This is a genomic window from Salinivibrio sp. PR919 (assembly GCF_001995355.1).
Taxonomy (GTDB): Bacteria; Pseudomonadota; Gammaproteobacteria; order Enterobacterales; family Vibrionaceae; genus Salinivibrio; species Salinivibrio proteolyticus.
Map to the genome: position 1 here is coordinate 1 of NZ_MUFL01000012.1, position 16450 is coordinate 16450.

Below are 16450 nucleotides of genomic sequence, written 5' to 3' on the forward strand. Positions count from 1 at the left end.
GCGTCGACCCTTACGGTGAGCTCACTCGCCAGCTGCGCAATCAACTCAATCAACATAAGGTTGAATTGGTTGCACCAGCCAATACAGTGACCAATATTCACCTGCTTGGCGAAAGCAATAGCGAACAAACCCTATCGCTTTACCAAAACAGCCGTGTCGCAGAGAAAGAGTTCCGCTACGTCGCTCGCTACCGGGTGACTGTGCCGCAAAAAGGCAGTTATACTTTTTCAACCACGCTAAGTCGTAACTTCCTCGATAACCCGCTGACTGCATTGGCTAAATCGGTCGAGCAAGACAAGCTGGTTGCGGAGATGCGGACCGAAGCAACACGCCAGATTATGCGTCAACTCTCACAGCTTAAAGGTGATATTGCCGAATTTGAGCGCCGTGAGGCTGAACAAGCAGCGTTGGAACAGCTTGAACAAGGTGAGCGTCCAACCAAGCCAGAAATCATTATTGAAACGCGTCAGACTGAGACTGATACCGCGCAATGATGAGAACCTATCCAGAACAATTGGCGCAGCAGCTCAAGCAGCCACTGCGCCAAACCTATCTCGTGTTTGGCTCTGATCCTCTGCTTAAACTCGAATCACGCGATGCAATTTGTCGCTCCGCTCGAGAGCAAGGGTTTGAAGAGCATCATCGCTTTATCATTGATGCTCAGCTCAATTGGCAGGAGGTGATTGATTGTTGCCAAGCGCTGAGTTTGTTTTCTTCACGCCAGATTATCGAAATCACCTGCCCAGAAAACGGCCTTAACACCACACAAGCCAAGCAATTGGCTGACATCGCGCAATGGCTTAATCCTGATATTTTATTGCTGGTGCAAGGCGAGCGTTTAAATAAAAAGCAAGAGTCTGCCAAGTGGTTCACCGCCTTGTCTCAGCATGGGCTCTATGTGGTGTGTAACACACCCGATGCCCGCCAGCTGCCGCGTTTTATCGAGCAGCGCTGTCAAGGGCTGGGGCTTAAACCGGATCAACCGGCATTGCAGCTATTAGCGCAATGGCATGAAGGCAACTTACTGGCGTTGGTACAAAGCCTGCACATTCTGCAGTTGCTCTATCCGGACGGCGCCTTAACGCTCCCTCGCATTGAAAGCGCCCTGTCGCGCCATCATCATTTTACGCCTTTCCAACTTACCGATGCGTTATTAGAAGGAAAAGCGCAGCGCGCGCAGCGTATTTTGGAGCAGCTCTATGCAGAAGGAAACGAGCCCACCTTGTTGCTACGATTGATCCAAAAAGAGCTCAAGCAGCTTTATGTGATTCATGAGCAAGGCCAACAAGGGCGGCCATTGAACAAAATATTCGACCAACTGCGGATCTGGCAAACACGCCGACCCATGATGATTGCCGCGCTGAATCGCTTAACGCGACCGCGTCTGACTCAACTTCTGCGGCAACTGGCTCAGCTCGAAATCGGTCTAAAAACCGATTACAGCAGCGATCCTTGGCCTGAATTGCACTATTTTTGCGCACTCATGTGCCAAATGCCTGAACCTCAGCCGCGCTAATGTGTCCAATTGGCAAGTGAGTGATATACTCGCTTGCCAGTAATCCAAACGGTAACCATAGAGGTCTCTTTTGCAAGCTACCGAGTTACAACAGTTTGTGGCCGATAAGGTCGATGATATGAAAGCCAGTGACATTGTGACACTGGATGTCCGTGACAAATCTTCCATTACCGATTTTATGGTGCTGTGCACCGGTAACTCCCGTCGCCATGTTGCTTCCATTGCAGAGCATGTGCGTGACGAAGCCCAAGCTATCAATATCGGCGCGATGGGCATGGAAGGCCAAGACGACAGCGAGTGGGTCGTGGTCGATTTGGGCGATGTGATGGTGCATGTGATGCAAGAAGAACAGCGCCAGCTCTATCAACTGGAAAAGCTCTGGAACTAATTGATGAAGATTCAGTTGATTGCCGTCGGCAATAAAATGCCGAAATGGGTCGAGCAAGGCTTCGCCGAGTACCAGCGTCGTTTTCCCAAAGATATGCCTTTAGAGCTGATTGAGATCCCCGCGGGAAAACGGGGCAAAAACGCCGACATTGCCCGCATTCTGCAAAAAGAAGGCGACGCTATGTTAGCCGCGGTCAACCGCGGTAGCCGTATCGTGACACTCGACATTCCCGGTAAACCATGGGATACCCCGCAATTGGCTGAACAGTTAGAGAAATGGAAGCTTGACGCTCGTGACGTGGCGATCTTAATTGGCGGGCCAGAGGGATTGGCACCAGAATGTAAGGCCGCTGCGGAACAAAGTTGGTCTTTATCGCCACTGACACTGCCCCATCCGCTGGTACGTATTGTCATGGCTGAGAGCCTTTATCGCGCGTGGAGCTTAACGACTAACCATCCTTACCATCGAGAATAATCACGGATGAAGCGCCAACGAAGTCAAATTCGCGACCATAGCGCCGAAGCGGCGCTGTTTGTCCGCCGAGCGATTGTCTGCTTCATCGGGATTATTGCCTTAGTCGGGATCTTGCTTACCAACCTCTATCACATTCAGGTCGTTGAACACCAAGATTATCAGACGCGCTCAAATGATAACCGGATTAAAGTGGTGCCTGTCGCGCCCAACCGCGGTCTTATCTATGATCGCAACGGCAAATTGCTCGCAGAAAACCGGCCGGTATATCATCTCGAAATCACCCCTGAACAAGTCGATGATATGCCCGCCACCTTGGCGCGCTTACAGTCATTACTGTCGCTGTCTGACAGTGATATCGACAACTTCCAAAAAGAACGTAGACGTTCGCGTCGCTTTAATGCGGTGCCGCTAAAGACCCAGTTAACCGATAAAGAGGTCGCCATCTTTTCTGCCCACCAGCACCAATTTTCCGGGGTGGAAATCAAGGCGTATCTAAAACGCCACTACCCTTACGGCGATGCGCTGACCCATGTGCTGGGTTACGTTGCAAAAATCAACGACCGTGATATCGCCAAGCTGCGTCAAAAAGATGTGCTCAATAACTATCGCGCGACGCGTGACATCGGCAAACTCGGCATAGAAAAATATTACGAGCCCGTGTTGCATGGTAAAGCGGGCTATCAAGAAGTCGAGGTGAATAGCCGAGGTCGAATCATCCGCACCTTAAAATATGTGCCACCCGTGCCGGGTAAGGATTTGATCCTCAATCTCGATATTGATTTACAACTTTATATCCGTGGCATCCTAGGCGATCGCCGTGGCGCTGTGGTTGTGCTCGATCCGAAAACATCTGGCGTTTTAGCCATGGTATCGACCCCCAGCTATGACCCGAACCTTTTTGTTCACGGCATTTCCAGCACCCAATACAGTGCCCTGCTTAATGATAGAGACAGACCATTGGTAAACCGTGCGACATTAGGCATCTATCCGCCGGCGTCGACGGTGAAGCCCTTTATTGCTGTCGCTGCACTGGAAGAAGGGATTATTACCACCAAGACGACCCGCAACGATCCCGGTTATTGGCGGATCCCCAACTCTAACACTCGCCCTTTCCGTGACTGGCTTCCATGGGGGCATGGCCGCGTAAATATTGTCCAATCGATTGAAGAGTCGGTGGATACCTTCTTCTACCAAATCGCCTATGACATGGGCATTGATAAGCTCTCGTCTTGGATGGAGAAGTTCGGCTTCGGCCAATACACTGGCATAGATATCCAAGAAGAAAGCAGCGCCAATATGCCTAACCGAGAATGGAAAATGAGCCGCCACCGCCAACCTTGGTACAAAGGGGACACCATTCCTGTCGGCATAGGTCAGGGCTACTGGACGGCGACCCCAATGCAGATAGCGAAAGCACTCACGGTAGTATTGAACCGCGGCGAAGTCAAAGCGCCTAAATTACTGATGCTGTCGCGCGATGAAGACGGTATGCATAAACCCAAGCCAGAACCTTATCCTCCGATACAAGGAGTAAGCGATAAGTATTGGGACGTCGCCCTTGAAGGGATGCGATTGGTTAATCATGGTCGTAAAGGTACCGCTAGACGCTCGTTCCGCACCGCAAAGTATGTCTCTGGCGGGAAGTCCGGTACCGCGCAAGTGTTCGGTTTGGGCGAAGATGAAGAATACAACGCCGACGAGATTGCTGAGCACTTACGCGATCATGCGCTTTACATTGGCTTTGCTCCCTTTGAACATCCCAAGGTGGCAGTCTCTATGGTATTAGAAAACGCCGGAGGCGGGTCAAGCAACGGTGCGCCCATCGCCCGTCGTATTTTTGATCATATCTTGATTGAAAAAGACGCTGAAGAGAACAAAGAGGCAAAACAATGAGTTCTTTAGCCCAAGTAAGCAGTAAGCGCTCGTTATTCGATCGCTTGCACCTCGACTTGCCCTTGCTCATTGGCATTTTATTACTGATGGGCTTTGGTCTTGTCGTTATGTACAGTGCCAGTGGCCAAAGTATGGCAATGATGGAACGCCAAGCGGTTCGGATGCTGCTAGCCCTGTCGGTAATGTTTGCGCTGGCACAGGTGCCGCCACGCCATTACGAGTTTTGGTCGCCGTATTTATATGTGATTGGTGTGGCCCTACTGGCGGCGGTCTTACTCGTGGGTGAAACGGCAAAAGGCGCTCAGCGTTGGCTCGATCTTGGCGTGGTTACTTTCCAGCCTTCCGAAATAATCAAACTTGCTGTGCCTTTAATGCTGGCTCGTTTTATCGGTAAGGATCCGCTCCCGCCGAAGTTTACGACCTTGCTGATCGCGCTCTTTTTGTTGTTTATGCCCACCATTATGATCGCGAAGCAACCCGACTTAGGTACCTCTATTCTTATTGCCGCGTCAGGCGTCTTCGTACTCTTTCTCGCCGGGATCAGTTGGAAGCTGATTACCGCAGCTGTCGTTGCAATCGCGGGGTTTATTCCTGTGCTGTGGTTTTTCTTAATGCACGACTATCAGCGCACTCGCGTGCTCACGCTCTTTAATCCAGAGTCCGACCCACTGGGAGCGGGCTATCATATTATTCAATCTAAAATTGCAATTGGTTCCGGAGGGCTGGCCGGAAAAGGTTGGCTGCATGGCACACAATCGCAGCTCGAGTTTCTCCCTGAGCGCCATACCGACTTTATCTTTGCGGTCATTGCCGAAGAATGGGGATTAATTGGTGTATGTGCCCTGCTCGCCTTATACCTGTTTTTGATTGGGCGTGGACTGATGTTAGCCAGCCGAGCCCAAACTGCATTCGGCCGTATGATGGCCGGGAGTATCGTGCTCAGCTTTTTTGTTTATGTTTTTGTCAATATTGGTATGGTCAGCGGCATTTTGCCTGTGGTTGGGGTACCCTTACCTCTGATCAGCTATGGCGGTACCTCTATGGTGACCTTGATGGCTGGTTTTGGCATTCTCATGTCCATTCATACTCATCGAAAAATGCTATCTAGGGCTTAATAAACATGCGAGCGATTGTAATTCTTTTCGCCATGCTCCTGAGCGCGTGCAGTACGCAACAGGGCCGATATCAAATGGCTGACGACCAAGCACCCGAACGCCTTCCTGAGCAGGTGCACACTGATGATGCCCAGCCAAGGTATGAGCCTTATAGCTTAGCTGGCAACAAAGATTACACCTTAAATGGTCAACGCTACGAAATACTCCGTGAGCCTCGCGGTTACCAAGAGGCGGGTATTGCCTCTTGGTACGGCCAAAAATTCCACGGCCATAAAACCTCTAATGGCGAAGTGTATGACATGTATTCCATGTCTGCGGCGCACAAAACCTTGCCTTTGCCGAGCTACGTCGAAGTCACCAATCAAAATAACGGTAAGAAAGCGATTGTACGCGTCAACGATCGCGGCCCTTTCCATAACGAGCGCCTGATTGATCTCAGCTATGCGGCTGCAAAAAAGCTTGGTGTTTTGCAAACGGGTACCGCACCAGTCGCACTTCGTTTAATCTCCCCAGAGAAACCCGCGCAAGATGAGTGGCATTCGGCCCGTCATCATGCGTACTATGTCCAGTTGCTTGCATTGTCCGATGGCTTAAAAGCCAGCCAAAGTGCGGAACAATTAGCGAAAGCACACGGTCTACCTACCCACATTGCTCGCCGCGACCAAGTGTATCGTGTGCGTTTTGGTCCGTTTTACGACCGTGGCCAAGCTCAGCAAGCGATGCAAGTCGCTAAACAGCATCAACTGCCGGGCGCTTTTATCGTCACCGAAGCACTTGTTAATGACGACACATCTGTCACAAGTGCTAAAACAAACAATCAGTGAGTTAAAGGAATCGAGCCTGTCTCTCTGTGCCCAATTTGGTATAGTGAGCTTACAGTATCGACATCGATAACCGACAAAAGTACTAAAAATGATGAAAAAATCCGTTTCCCGCATGCGTACATTGCTATCTGCTGCGCTTTTCGTATCAGTGACGGCCCAAGCTGCGCCCGCTGTTGTACCCGATGCTCCACAAATTGCCGCCAAGGGCTACGTGCTTATGGACTACCACTCCGGTGAAGTCCTTGCCGAAAATAATGCCTACAAACGCCTTAACCCGGCCAGCCTCACCAAGATGATGACCAGTTATGTGATTGGCCAAGAGGTTGAGCGCGGTAACATCTCCATGGATGATGACGTGGTGATCAGCGAAAATGCGTGGGCGAAAAACTTCCCGGGTTCATCCAAGATGTTCATCGAAGTCGGGACCACGGTGAAAGCAGCCGACCTTAACCGAGGCATTATCATTCAATCAGGCAACGATGCCTGTGTCGCGATGGCGGAGCATGTCGCGGGCTCGGAAGATGCGTTTGTAGATCTGATGAACCGTTGGGGTGAAACGCTGGGCATGGACAGCACACATTTCTCGAACGTGCATGGCCTCGACTCTAAAGATCTTTATACCACCCCTTATGACATGGCGTTACTGGCGCAGGCGCTGATCCGTGATGTGCCGGGGGAATACCGCATTTACAAAGAGAAAGCGTTTACCTACAACGGGATTACCCAATACAACCGCAATGGCCTATTGTGGGACAAGAGCCTTAACGTTGACGGTATCAAGACGGGCCATACCGATGGTGCCGGCTATAACTTGGTGAGCTCAGCCACTGAAGGCGAGATGCGTTTGATTGCTGTCGTGATGGGCACCAAAAGTGCTAACGCACGTAAAGCTGAAAGTAAAAAGCTATTGAACTATGGCTTCCGTTTCTTCGAAACCGTCGCGCCACACAAAGCAAATGAAACCTTTGTGACTGAAAAAGTGTGGATGGGGGATACCGATGAAGTGTCACTCGGGGTGACCGAAGATACCTACGTCACACTTCCTCGCGGCAAAGCACAAGATCTAAAAGCGAGCTTCGTACTGGAAAAAACCCTTGAAGCACCGATCAGTAAAGGGGATGTGGTAGGCAAGCTGTTCTATCAAGTGGATGGCGAAGATGTAGCCGAATACCCACTGGTTGCGTTGAACGACGTCGAAAAAGGCGGATTATTCARCCGGTTAATTGATTACATTGTTATGATGTTTCAAAACTTACTGGGCTAAGCCACTTACCATTTAGTCCCATTCCCGCCCACCAACTTGGTGGGCGGCTTGTTTTCTGTCCCAGAGCAGATTAGTATTTCGCGTTAATCGTGATCCATCGCACATAGGTATGCCGTTCTCGGCCTGCCCATTGGGAGTTAACATGCAAGAGCAACCAAAACTAAAAGACTTGCTGGAGTTTCCTTGTCAGTTTACTTACAAGGTTATGGGCCATGCTAAGCCTGAACTGCCGGACCTTGTTCTAGGTGTGATCCAGCAACATGCGCCAGGCGACTACAGCCCAAAGGTGAAACCTAGCGCAAAAGGTAACTATCACTCGGTATCTGTGACCATTACTGCCACCTCTATCGAGCAAGTAGAAACCTTGTATAAAGAACTTGGCGAGATCGAAATCGTTCGTATGGTTCTTTAATCAGAATACCCACACGGCTGGCGGCTTTTAATCACGCCGCCAACCTCTATAATACCCCCACAGATAACAATATGGGTAATCGGTTTGCAGCACCAACTAGTTGTTAGATATCTGGGCCGCCGACCTTATCCGCAAACCTGGCAGCAGATGCGTGACTTCACGGATAGCCGTGATTCACGTACTTGTGACGAAGTCTGGTTGGTCGAACATGATCCCGTCTTCACCCAAGGTCAAGCGGGTAAACCGGAACACGTTTTGGTCCCTGGAGACATCCCCGTCGTACAATCAGATCGAGGGGGACAAGTGACCTATCACGGTCCCGGTCAGTTAGTCGTTTACTTTTTAATTGATTTAAAACGTAAAAAAGTCGGCGTTCGAGAACTGGTTAGCCATATTGAAAATCTCGTTGTCGCTACCCTCGCCCATTATGGCGTAACCGCCTACGCGCGTCCCGATGCGCCCGGTGTGTATGTGGATAGCGCAAAAATCTGTTCCCTTGGGCTCCGTATTCGTCGCGGGTGCTCATTCCATGGACTGGCACTCAACATCAATATGGATTTATCTCCATTTCAGCGCATTAACCCCTGTGGGTATGCGGGGATGGCGATGACGCAACTGAGTGATCAGGTTGAAGGCGCAACCCTAACAGACGTCCAACCTGTGCTAGTAGACACTTTAACTCAACAACTGGGATATACTCAGGTTGAGGTTACAACGGAAAGCAGCGATTTATGAGCAAACCGATTCAGATGGAACGCGGCGTTAAGTACCGCGATGCCGAAAAGATGGCGCTTATCCCGGTCAAAAATATGCCGACCGAGCAAAAAGAAGTGCTGCGCAAGCCTGATTGGATGAAGATCAAGCTCCCTGCCGAGACCTCTCGCATCAAAGAAATTAAAGATGCGATGCGCAAAAACAACCTTCACTCTGTGTGTGAAGAGGCCTCCTGTCCAAACTTGGCAGAGTGCTTTAGCCACGGTACCGCCACTTTCATGATTTTGGGTGCGATTTGTACCCGTCGTTGCCCATTTTGCGACGTCGCCCATGGCCGTCCGGTTGCCCCTGACGCCGACGAGCCAAAGCATCTGGCGCAAACTATTAAAGACATGAAGCTTCGTTATGTCGTGATCACCTCAGTTGACCGCGATGACCTTCGCGATGGCGGGGCACAGCATTTTGCCGACTGTACCCGTGAGATCCGTGCGCTCAATCCAGAGATCAAAATCGAAACCTTGGTACCTGACTTCCGAGGCCGAATGGATCGCGCCCTAGATATCCTGCGCGACAATCCACCGGATGTGTTTAACCACAACCTAGAAACGGCACCTCGCTTGTACCGTAAAGCGCGTCCCGGTGCGAACTATCAGTGGTCACTGGATCTGCTGAAAAAGTTCAAAGRCATGCATCCAGATGTTCCTACTAAGTCTGGACTCATGATGGGCTTGGGCGAAACCAAGGAAGAGATCATTGAGGTTCTGAAAGACCTACGTGCCCACGGTGTCACCATGCTGACATTAGGTCAATACCTTGCGCCGAGCCGCCATCACCTTCCGGTTGAACGTTATGTGCCGCCCGAAGAGTTTGATGAGCTAAAAGCTATCGCGCTGGATCTTGGCTTTACCCATGCTGCATGTGGTCCCTTTGTCCGCTCTTCATACCATGCTGATTTGCAAGCCAAAGGTGTCGAGATTAAATAAGCCTCTATGCTGACGATACAAAAAAGCCGCGCTCGCGCGGCTTTTTTACATTTTGCATATGACTTGCGTTCGTATGCTTGGGTTATTGACGCGTCAGGTAATCTGCTTTGCCGACCCACTTATACGTGGTCAGCTCTTCGAGTCCCATCGGGCCACGCGCATGCAGCTTTTGCGTTGAAACGGCCACTTCCGCGCCTAAACCAAACTGGGCACCGTCGGTAAAACGGGTTGAAGCATTGACATAGACAGCAGCCGAGCCCGCACCATTGATAAAGGCTTCGGCAGCATCAATATCATTGGTCAGAATCGTATCTGAATGGCTCGCATTGTGTTCGCGCATATGACCGAGCGCGTCGTGCACATCGTCAACCACAGCAACACCGAGCGTTGGACCCAACCATTCAGTATCAAAGTCTCCCTCAGCGGCTTCACGAAGCTGTGCGACACCGTCAAGGTAGGGCAAGGCACTGTTTGCTGCGACAACCTTCAGTTGCTGTGCGTTAAGCGCTGGGATCAGGCGTGTAAACAACTGTGCCGCGACTTGCTTGTGCACCAATAACGTATCCAAAGCGTTACAAGCGGATGGACGATGCGTCTTCGCATTAATGATCACATCCGGCGCGCGTTCAAGATCGGCACTTTGATCCACATACAAATGGCTAATCCCAAAACCACCAATAATCACCGGAATCGTGCTGTTTTGTTTACACATTTTATGCAAACTGGCACCGCCGCGCGGAATAATCATATCCACGTGCTCGTCCATGGTCAGCAGCTCTGCGACCAATTCTCGATCAGGCTTGTCGATGTATTGCACCGCTGATTGCGGTAGTTCAGCCTTGCTCAGTGCAGATTGAATCACAGTGACCAACACTTGGTTGGTCGCAAAGGTTTCTTTACCACCACGTAAGATACTGGCATTGCCCGTTTTTAGGCACAGTGCCGCAATATCAATGGTGACGTTAGGGCGCGCTTCATAAATCACACCGACAACACCCAGTGGCTCACGGCGCTTCGATAAAGAAAGGCCATTTTCGAGCACCTTATGGTCAAATTCTTGCCCAACCGGATCGGGCAACGACACCACATTGCGCACATCTGCAGCAATCGCCGATAAACGTGCAGGCGTGAGTGCTAAGCGGTCGATCAACGCCTCACTCATGCCCGCTGCGCGTGCCGCCTCTAAGTCCGTTTGGTTAGCCGCTAAAATACTCGCTTGTTGCGCCTCTAATTCATCCGCAATGAAGGTCAGCGCGCGATTTTTTTTCGTAGTGGAAGTTGTCGCGAGTTGGTAAGCCGCCTCTTTGGCCGCTTTCCCCATCATTTGTAAACTCATGTTGTGTGCATCTCTTTTATTAATCGCCAATAACGACAAGGTCGTCTCGGTGTATGGCTACCGGTCCATACTCATAGCCTAAAATATCTGCGATTTGTTGGCTATGTGCGCCTGCAATACGGCGAAGATCGGCTGCTGAATAACGGCAAATACCGCGCGCAAGGCATTGCCCCTCTACAGAGTAAATGCGCGCGACTTCGCCACGCGCAAAGTCACCTTTAACGCTTACGATGCCTTTACTTAGCAGGCTGCTACCTTTTTGCGTCACTGCCGTCACCGCACCGGTATCAATGGTAATATCTCCCGCAGGAGGTGGTCCGGCTAGAATCCAGCGTTTACGGCTTTCTAGTGGGCTCTCTAGCGGCAAGAATCGAGTGCCCGCGCTGTTACCGGCGACCACGTTTTGGATCACTTCAGGCTTGCTGCCAGCGGCAATCGTGACTTCTATGCCCGCACGTCGCCCAATATCTGCAGCCTGCAGTTTCGTTGCCATGCCACCGGTGCCAAGACCTGTGACACTGCCTCCCGCTAATTTGCGTAAGGTTTCATCAATCGTATGGACTTCCCGAATAAGCTCGGCATCGGGTTGCGTTCTCGGATCCGCCGTAAAGAGTCCGGGTTGATCGGTAAGCAGCAATAATTTGTCTGCGTTGGCTAAAATCGCAACCAGCGCTGAGAGGTTGTCGTTATCACCGACTTTGATCTCAGATGTCGCCACCGCATCATTTTCATTCACAATGGGAATGATGCCGTTATCGAGTAACGCATGGAGCATGTCTCGCGCATTGAGAAAACGCTCGCGGTGATCCAAATCGGCGCGGGTCAGCAGCATCTGTCCGACTTGAAAGCCATAAAGACTGAAAAGATGCTCCCAGGTTTGAATTAAACGGCACTGCCCGACGGCTGCGAGCATCTGCTTGTTGGCGACCGTGTCAGCCAACACCGGATAATCAAGGTGCTCTCGCCCAGCAGCAATCGCTCCCGATGAGACAATGATCACTTGATGGCCTTGTTGGCGCAGGCGCGCGCACTGACGAACCAACTCAACCATGTGGGCTTGGTCAAGGCGTTGCGAACCGCCAGTCAGCACACTGGTGCCTAATTTTACAACGATGGTTTGAGAAGAGACGGTGGCTGCAATGTCACCGTCTCGAAGCGCGTCTTGAACTGTCATGATTGCCTGATTGACTAAAAGATAGATGTCTCTTTTATCAATCCCATGCCCATTTAACAAGGACTGAAATCAGGCAAATCACGTTTTAGTTAGAAAGGGCGAGTTCTGGCTCGGTCAGTTTTTGACTTGGGGAAAGGGAAAGCGATAGGTCATCGACCACTAATTGGCATAATTTGGTGTAGAAACTATCAAGGGTTTTCTCAACCTCCGCGCGCTGTTTGGCAGGGACGGCTTTTGCTAACCATTCCCCATGCTCGTCATAGAGGCCATACCCGTAGTGATAACGGAACCCATCGTCTTCTGGGGTCAACACTAACCACCATCCCCAGAATTCGCGTGCATCGGGCTCTTTTTTCGCATCGACGCAGACAGACAAGCTATCGAAAAAGTAGCTTTGTTCATCAGATTGCCCATCACGAAAATACGGGCCTAGCGCAGTAAAACGTGTTTTCAACCGTCCATGAGAAAGCGGGAGCGTTTGGGTCATGGTGTCCTCCAGTGGCACTCTATCTACCTAAGCTCAAGGTATATCATGACGTTATCGGTCAGGTGAACGCCAATCCCCCGCTTTCCGCACTTGATCACACCTTCGCCACCTTGGTTACAAAATATTGGCAAACCACGAGACGGTCTCGCTCAGCGCACGATGGTAGCCGTCATGCAAAGGCGTATTCGGCAATGTCACCGCTTTACCGCCACGACTATAGGTTGCAATCAGTTTGTTGTCGGACTCCGGACAAACCGGATCATCTTTCAAACTCAAGGCTAAAATGGGCACTTCGGTTCGCCGTCCGGTGAGTAAGCCTTGGTTTTTGAGTGACCACGCCTGTAGCCGTGTCCGAAGCGTGTCGATAGGAATATGGCGACCGAGCCGCGACCCTAGTGTATCGAGGTACATGGGTGGCATTTTTTTCATCATTTGTGCATTGGTTAATAGCGAATGCACGATGCCTCCCAGCGCCGCACTCGCTTTGACTCTGTGTGGTTCAAGAAAGGCTAACCGTACCGCCGGATTCGCGCCAAACCGGATCCCCATGGTGCCCACACGGTGGTGATCCACCCAAGGTACCTCCGCCAGTTTATCTAACATGGCACGATGTAAGCGGCTGGTATCTTCATTGAGATGCCAATGACTGCTGTGACCCACTGATGGCATATCTAAGGTCAATACCGCGATATCTGCGGGGGCAAAGTAATCGACGAATACCCGCCATAAATCGGTTTGCAAACTGTCTAAGCTGCCACTGAGAATGACCACCGGCAGGGTCGCATCGGTTCTTGGCAGATACAGGTAACCTTTTAGCGATTTGCCATCGRGCGTTGTTTCTACGGTTTTAACCGTGAAGGGAAGTTTATCCATCGCATGCTCAAAGGCTTTATAGGCCAGCGTTTCCGATTGCAAAGCGAGCGTATCGCCTTTGAGGTGAGGATACGCCGCGATACCGAAATAGGTACAGGCTTGCAGCCATTGCTGACTCGCCGCTTGATGCTCCCCTTTGTCTGCCAGCGCTTGGGCGCGCTTTTGATGCTGCATGCCCACTGCTGTCCACTCGTAGTTCCAATTTCCCGAGCGGTAGCCTTCTACCGTATCCAGCAGACTGTCGACGGAGCGTGAATTATCCGAATGAGCAATACGGGCAAAAATGGCTTCCATCTCTACCGGATCTACTCCTTGCCACGTCCATTGTCCACGACGCCGCATTCGATACCAGCTGCGCTCGCTGTCTCCATCAAACGCCGAATAACTCGCTTGATCGATTTGCTGGATAGCGCCAAACAATGTCGACGTTTCTTTGGCATGTCTGTGTTTGGCAAACAGCTTGACCGACAAATTTTGAGATTCGCTTTCCGACACGTTCACTCCCGAGCGTTCAGTTTATGACGCTCCTAGTGTAAACCATACTCACAGCAAGGCCATGATTTTCAGTCAATCGCGTCCCTAGAAACGAAAAAACGCCGCAACTGTGTGCGACGTTTTGTTGACAGCAGATTATCAATAACCTTGCTAGCTATTATTTGGCAATCGGATCCACATAGCTCACCGCCATATCCCATGGCTGCTCAATCCATGTGTCTTGCGCAATATCGACGATATAATCGTCAACAAGATGCTTACCCGCAGGTTTGGCGCTTACAGTCACAAAGCGTGCTTTGGGATAGAGTTGGCGTACCATTTCTGCGGTTCCGCCTGTATCAACCAAGTCGTCCACCACAATAAAGCCTTCACCATCCCCCGGTGCTTGTTTCACGACACGCATATCGCGCTGATGATCATGATCGTAGCTCGAGATACACACCGTATCGACATAGCGAATGCCTAGCTCACGGGCAAGAATGGCGGCAGGCACCAAGCCACCGCGACTCACAGCAATAATTCCCTGCCACTGGTCAGCGGGTAGCAGCCTCTCCGCCAATTGGCGTGTGTACATCTGCATGTTGTCCCAGGTGATGATGAACTTGTTACTCATGATGAAAACCTCGTGGCGTTTCTCGCCTTGTTATAACGTCAATGTGGGCGGCTGTTTTACACCAAGAAAACGAACTTGAGTAAGAACAATCCAGCCAAGATCCAGATACTGACAGGGACCTCACGCCCTTTGCCCGCAAAGGTTTTTACGGCACAAAACGCAATAAAGCCAAGGCCAATCCCGCTCGCAATCGAGTAAGTGAGCGGCATCAGCAAGCACACCACGACCACAGGTGCGGCTTCGGTCAAATCTCGCCAGTTAATCCCTACAAGACCTGACATCATCAAAATCGCAACATAAAAGAGAGCGCCAGCTGTTGCGTACGCTGGGACCATACCTGCGAGCGGCGCAAAAAATAGCGCAAGCAAGAATAAGATCCCTACAACAACAGCAGTGAGTCCTGTACGGCCACCCGCTGCTACCCCTGACACACTTTCAATATATGAGGTTGTATTCGACGTGCCTAAAAGCGCCCCGACCGATGTCGCGGTACTGTCTGCCAGTAATGCACGATTTAAACGCGGCAGTTTACCATCTTTGTCCAAAAGTTCCGCGCGCTGTGCCACACCCACTAAGGTTCCTGCGGTATCAAAGAGGTCAACAAACAAAAATGCGAACACAATAGACACCAAACCAACTTCAAGGGCTCCGGCAAAATCAAGCTGCATAAAGGTCGGCGCGAGGCTTGGTGGCGCAGACATCACACCGTGGTAAGGGACATCACCCGCGACAATACCAATCACAGTGACCACTAAAATCGCAATCATGACCGCCCCTTTTAGGCCACGATGCACCAAACCAATTGTGAGGAAAAAGCCGAGTGCTGCCATCGCTGGCGCAAATGCCGTCACATCACCCAGTGCGACCAGGGTTGCCGGGTGATCCACAACGATCCCCGCATTTTGCAGTGCGATGAGCGCTAAAAACAAACCGATACCCGCCGAGATACCGGTGCGCAGTGACATAGGAATCGAGTTGATAATCCACTCACGAATTTTCAACACACTGAGTAGAATAAAGCACAAGCCCGAAATAAACACCGCAGCCAGCGCAACCTGCCACGAGTGGCCCATTTGCAGCACCACTGTGTAGGTGAAGAAAGCGTTAAGGCCCATACCTGGCGCTTGAGCGACCGGATAGTTGGCGACAATTCCCATCACAAAACAGCCGACGGCAGCAGCCAAACAGGTGGCAACAAATACGGCGCCCTTGTCCATTCCTGCTTCAGCCAAAATAGATGGGTTCACGAAAATGATGTAGGCCATGGTGAGGAAGGTGGTCACACCGGCAATAACTTCGGTGCGAAGATCCGTGCCATGCTCGCTGAGTTTAAATAAACGCTCTAACATCGTTGGTATCCCGAATAAAAGGTGGCGCATCATAAGATGCAAAAGGAAAACGTTTGCGTGTCAAAAATTGGCGCAAATCTTACCGATCGATGAAGGAAATTTCCAGCACGAAACCGCATGAATTGATCGGAATGTCATGACTCTCGTGATGGTTGCCAACAAGATTGTCTATCATGACTGGCTTATCAGGCATCTGACATACTACCCATAAAAAAAACGCCACAACTTTGTGTGGCGCCAGAACTAAAGCGTTTGCTTCTGGATCAGAAATGTCTCTGTAAGAGCGGGGGAATCGTAAAACTTACTTGCGGTACCCGAACGGCGCCGGATACGTGAATCCTTTGGTATATACTGACTGTTGGTTCCAGTAGTAGTTAGATACCATACCTTCCATCGTTTTTACCTCTCTCAAGTTTAAACCTAATGTTGTTCACATTTTGTCTCGGTTCCTTGGAGGCGAATACTCGGGTTCACTCCATGAACAATCGATAACCTGTGTTATCAGTGTCTAGATAATAACCCACACGTAATTATATTACA

Annotated in this window: 17 protein-coding genes; 11 read left to right on the forward strand and 6 right to left on the reverse strand. The window is 50.7% G+C overall.

All coding sequences use genetic code 11. The features are described from left to right. The 11 genes from BZG83_RS03600 to lipA form a co-directional block, all read left to right on the forward strand. Positions 1–494, forward strand: a 494-nt coding sequence (locus BZG83_RS03600; protein ID WP_108744045.1) for an LPS-assembly lipoprotein LptE, incomplete at its 5' end; no start/stop codon positions are given. Next, entirely contained in the window at positions 494–1516 is a 1023-nt protein-coding gene (gene holA, locus BZG83_RS03605; protein WP_077479440.1) for a DNA polymerase III subunit delta, read from the forward strand. The genes BZG83_RS03600 and holA, both read left to right, overlap by 1 nt. A 70-nt stretch (positions 1517–1586) precedes the next feature. Next, the gene (gene rsfS, locus BZG83_RS03610; RefSeq protein WP_069587421.1) at positions 1587–1904 is read left to right on the forward strand and encodes a ribosome silencing factor; all 318 of its coding nucleotides are present in this window, start codon (positions 1587–1589) and stop codon (positions 1902–1904) included. A 3-nt stretch (positions 1905–1907) separates the two neighbouring features. Continuing rightward, a complete protein-coding gene (gene rlmH / locus BZG83_RS03615) occupies positions 1908–2378 on the forward strand; it encodes a 23S rRNA (pseudouridine(1915)-N(3))-methyltransferase RlmH (protein ID WP_077479405.1) in 471 nt (156 codons plus the stop codon). Between the two features lie 6 nt (positions 2379–2384). Further along, on the forward strand, positions 2385–4271 hold the full coding sequence (gene mrdA, locus BZG83_RS03620) for a penicillin-binding protein 2 (RefSeq protein ID WP_077479406.1): 1887 nt from the start codon (positions 2385–2387) through the stop codon (positions 4269–4271). Continuing rightward, entirely contained in the window at positions 4268–5386 is a 1119-nt protein-coding gene (gene rodA / locus BZG83_RS03625) for a rod shape-determining protein RodA (protein WP_077455581.1), read from the forward strand. Before mrdA ends, rodA begins: the two co-directional genes overlap by 4 nt. 5 nt (positions 5387–5391) lie before the next feature. Beyond that, positions 5392–6210, forward strand: a complete 819-nt coding sequence (locus tag BZG83_RS03630) for a septal ring lytic transglycosylase RlpA family protein (protein WP_069587425.1) — start codon at positions 5392–5394, stop codon at positions 6208–6210. A 112-nt stretch (positions 6211–6322) separates the two neighbouring features. Then, the gene (locus tag BZG83_RS03635; RefSeq protein WP_443216368.1) at positions 6323–7474 is read left to right on the forward strand and encodes a serine hydrolase; all 1152 of its coding nucleotides are present in this window, start codon (positions 6323–6325) and stop codon (positions 7472–7474) included. A gap of 142 nt (positions 7475–7616) precedes the next feature. Further along, positions 7617–7886, forward strand: coding sequence for a DUF493 family protein YbeD (gene ybeD, locus BZG83_RS03640; protein WP_069587426.1), 270 nt, complete (start codon positions 7617–7619; stop codon positions 7884–7886). A gap of 84 nt (positions 7887–7970) precedes the next feature. Then, positions 7971–8621, forward strand: coding sequence for a lipoyl(octanoyl) transferase LipB (lipB, locus tag BZG83_RS03645; RefSeq protein WP_077479407.1), 651 nt, complete (start codon positions 7971–7973; stop codon positions 8619–8621). Continuing rightward, complete coding sequence (lipA, locus tag BZG83_RS03650) at positions 8618–9583, forward strand: lipoyl synthase (protein ID WP_077479408.1); 966 nt, start codon at positions 8618–8620, stop codon at positions 9581–9583. Before lipB ends, lipA begins: the two co-directional genes overlap by 4 nt. Before the next feature lie 82 nt (positions 9584–9665). Here lipA and BZG83_RS03655 read toward each other — a convergent pair whose 3' ends face one another. From BZG83_RS03655 to BZG83_RS03680, 6 genes are all read right to left on the reverse strand, one after another. Further along, on the reverse strand, positions 9666–10919 hold the full coding sequence (locus BZG83_RS03655) for a glutamate-5-semialdehyde dehydrogenase (protein WP_077479409.1): 1254 nt from the start codon (positions 10917–10919) through the stop codon (positions 9666–9668). Positions 10920–10938: 19 nt separating this feature from the next. Further along, positions 10939–12093, reverse strand: a complete 1155-nt coding sequence (gene proB / locus BZG83_RS03660; protein WP_077479410.1) for a glutamate 5-kinase — start codon at positions 12091–12093, stop codon at positions 10939–10941. Between the two features lie 85 nt (positions 12094–12178). Then, the gene (gene crl, locus BZG83_RS03665) at positions 12179–12580 is read right to left on the reverse strand and encodes a sigma factor-binding protein Crl (protein WP_077479411.1); all 402 of its coding nucleotides are present in this window, start codon (positions 12578–12580) and stop codon (positions 12179–12181) included. A 114-nt stretch (positions 12581–12694) separates the two neighbouring features. Continuing rightward, entirely contained in the window at positions 12695–13948 is a 1254-nt protein-coding gene (gene frsA, locus BZG83_RS03670; protein ID WP_077479443.1) for an esterase FrsA, read from the reverse strand. A 157-nt stretch (positions 13949–14105) separates the two neighbouring features. Beyond that, positions 14106–14561 carry a xanthine phosphoribosyltransferase gene (gene gpt, locus BZG83_RS03675; RefSeq protein WP_069587432.1) on the reverse strand — a complete coding sequence of 152 codons (456 nt, stop codon included), beginning with the start codon at positions 14559–14561 and terminating at the stop codon, positions 14106–14108. 56 nt (positions 14562–14617) lie between these two features. Continuing rightward, a complete protein-coding gene (locus tag BZG83_RS03680; protein WP_077479412.1) occupies positions 14618–15910 on the reverse strand; it encodes an NCS2 family permease in 1293 nt (430 codons plus the stop codon). Positions 15911–16450: the final 540 nt, after the last annotated feature.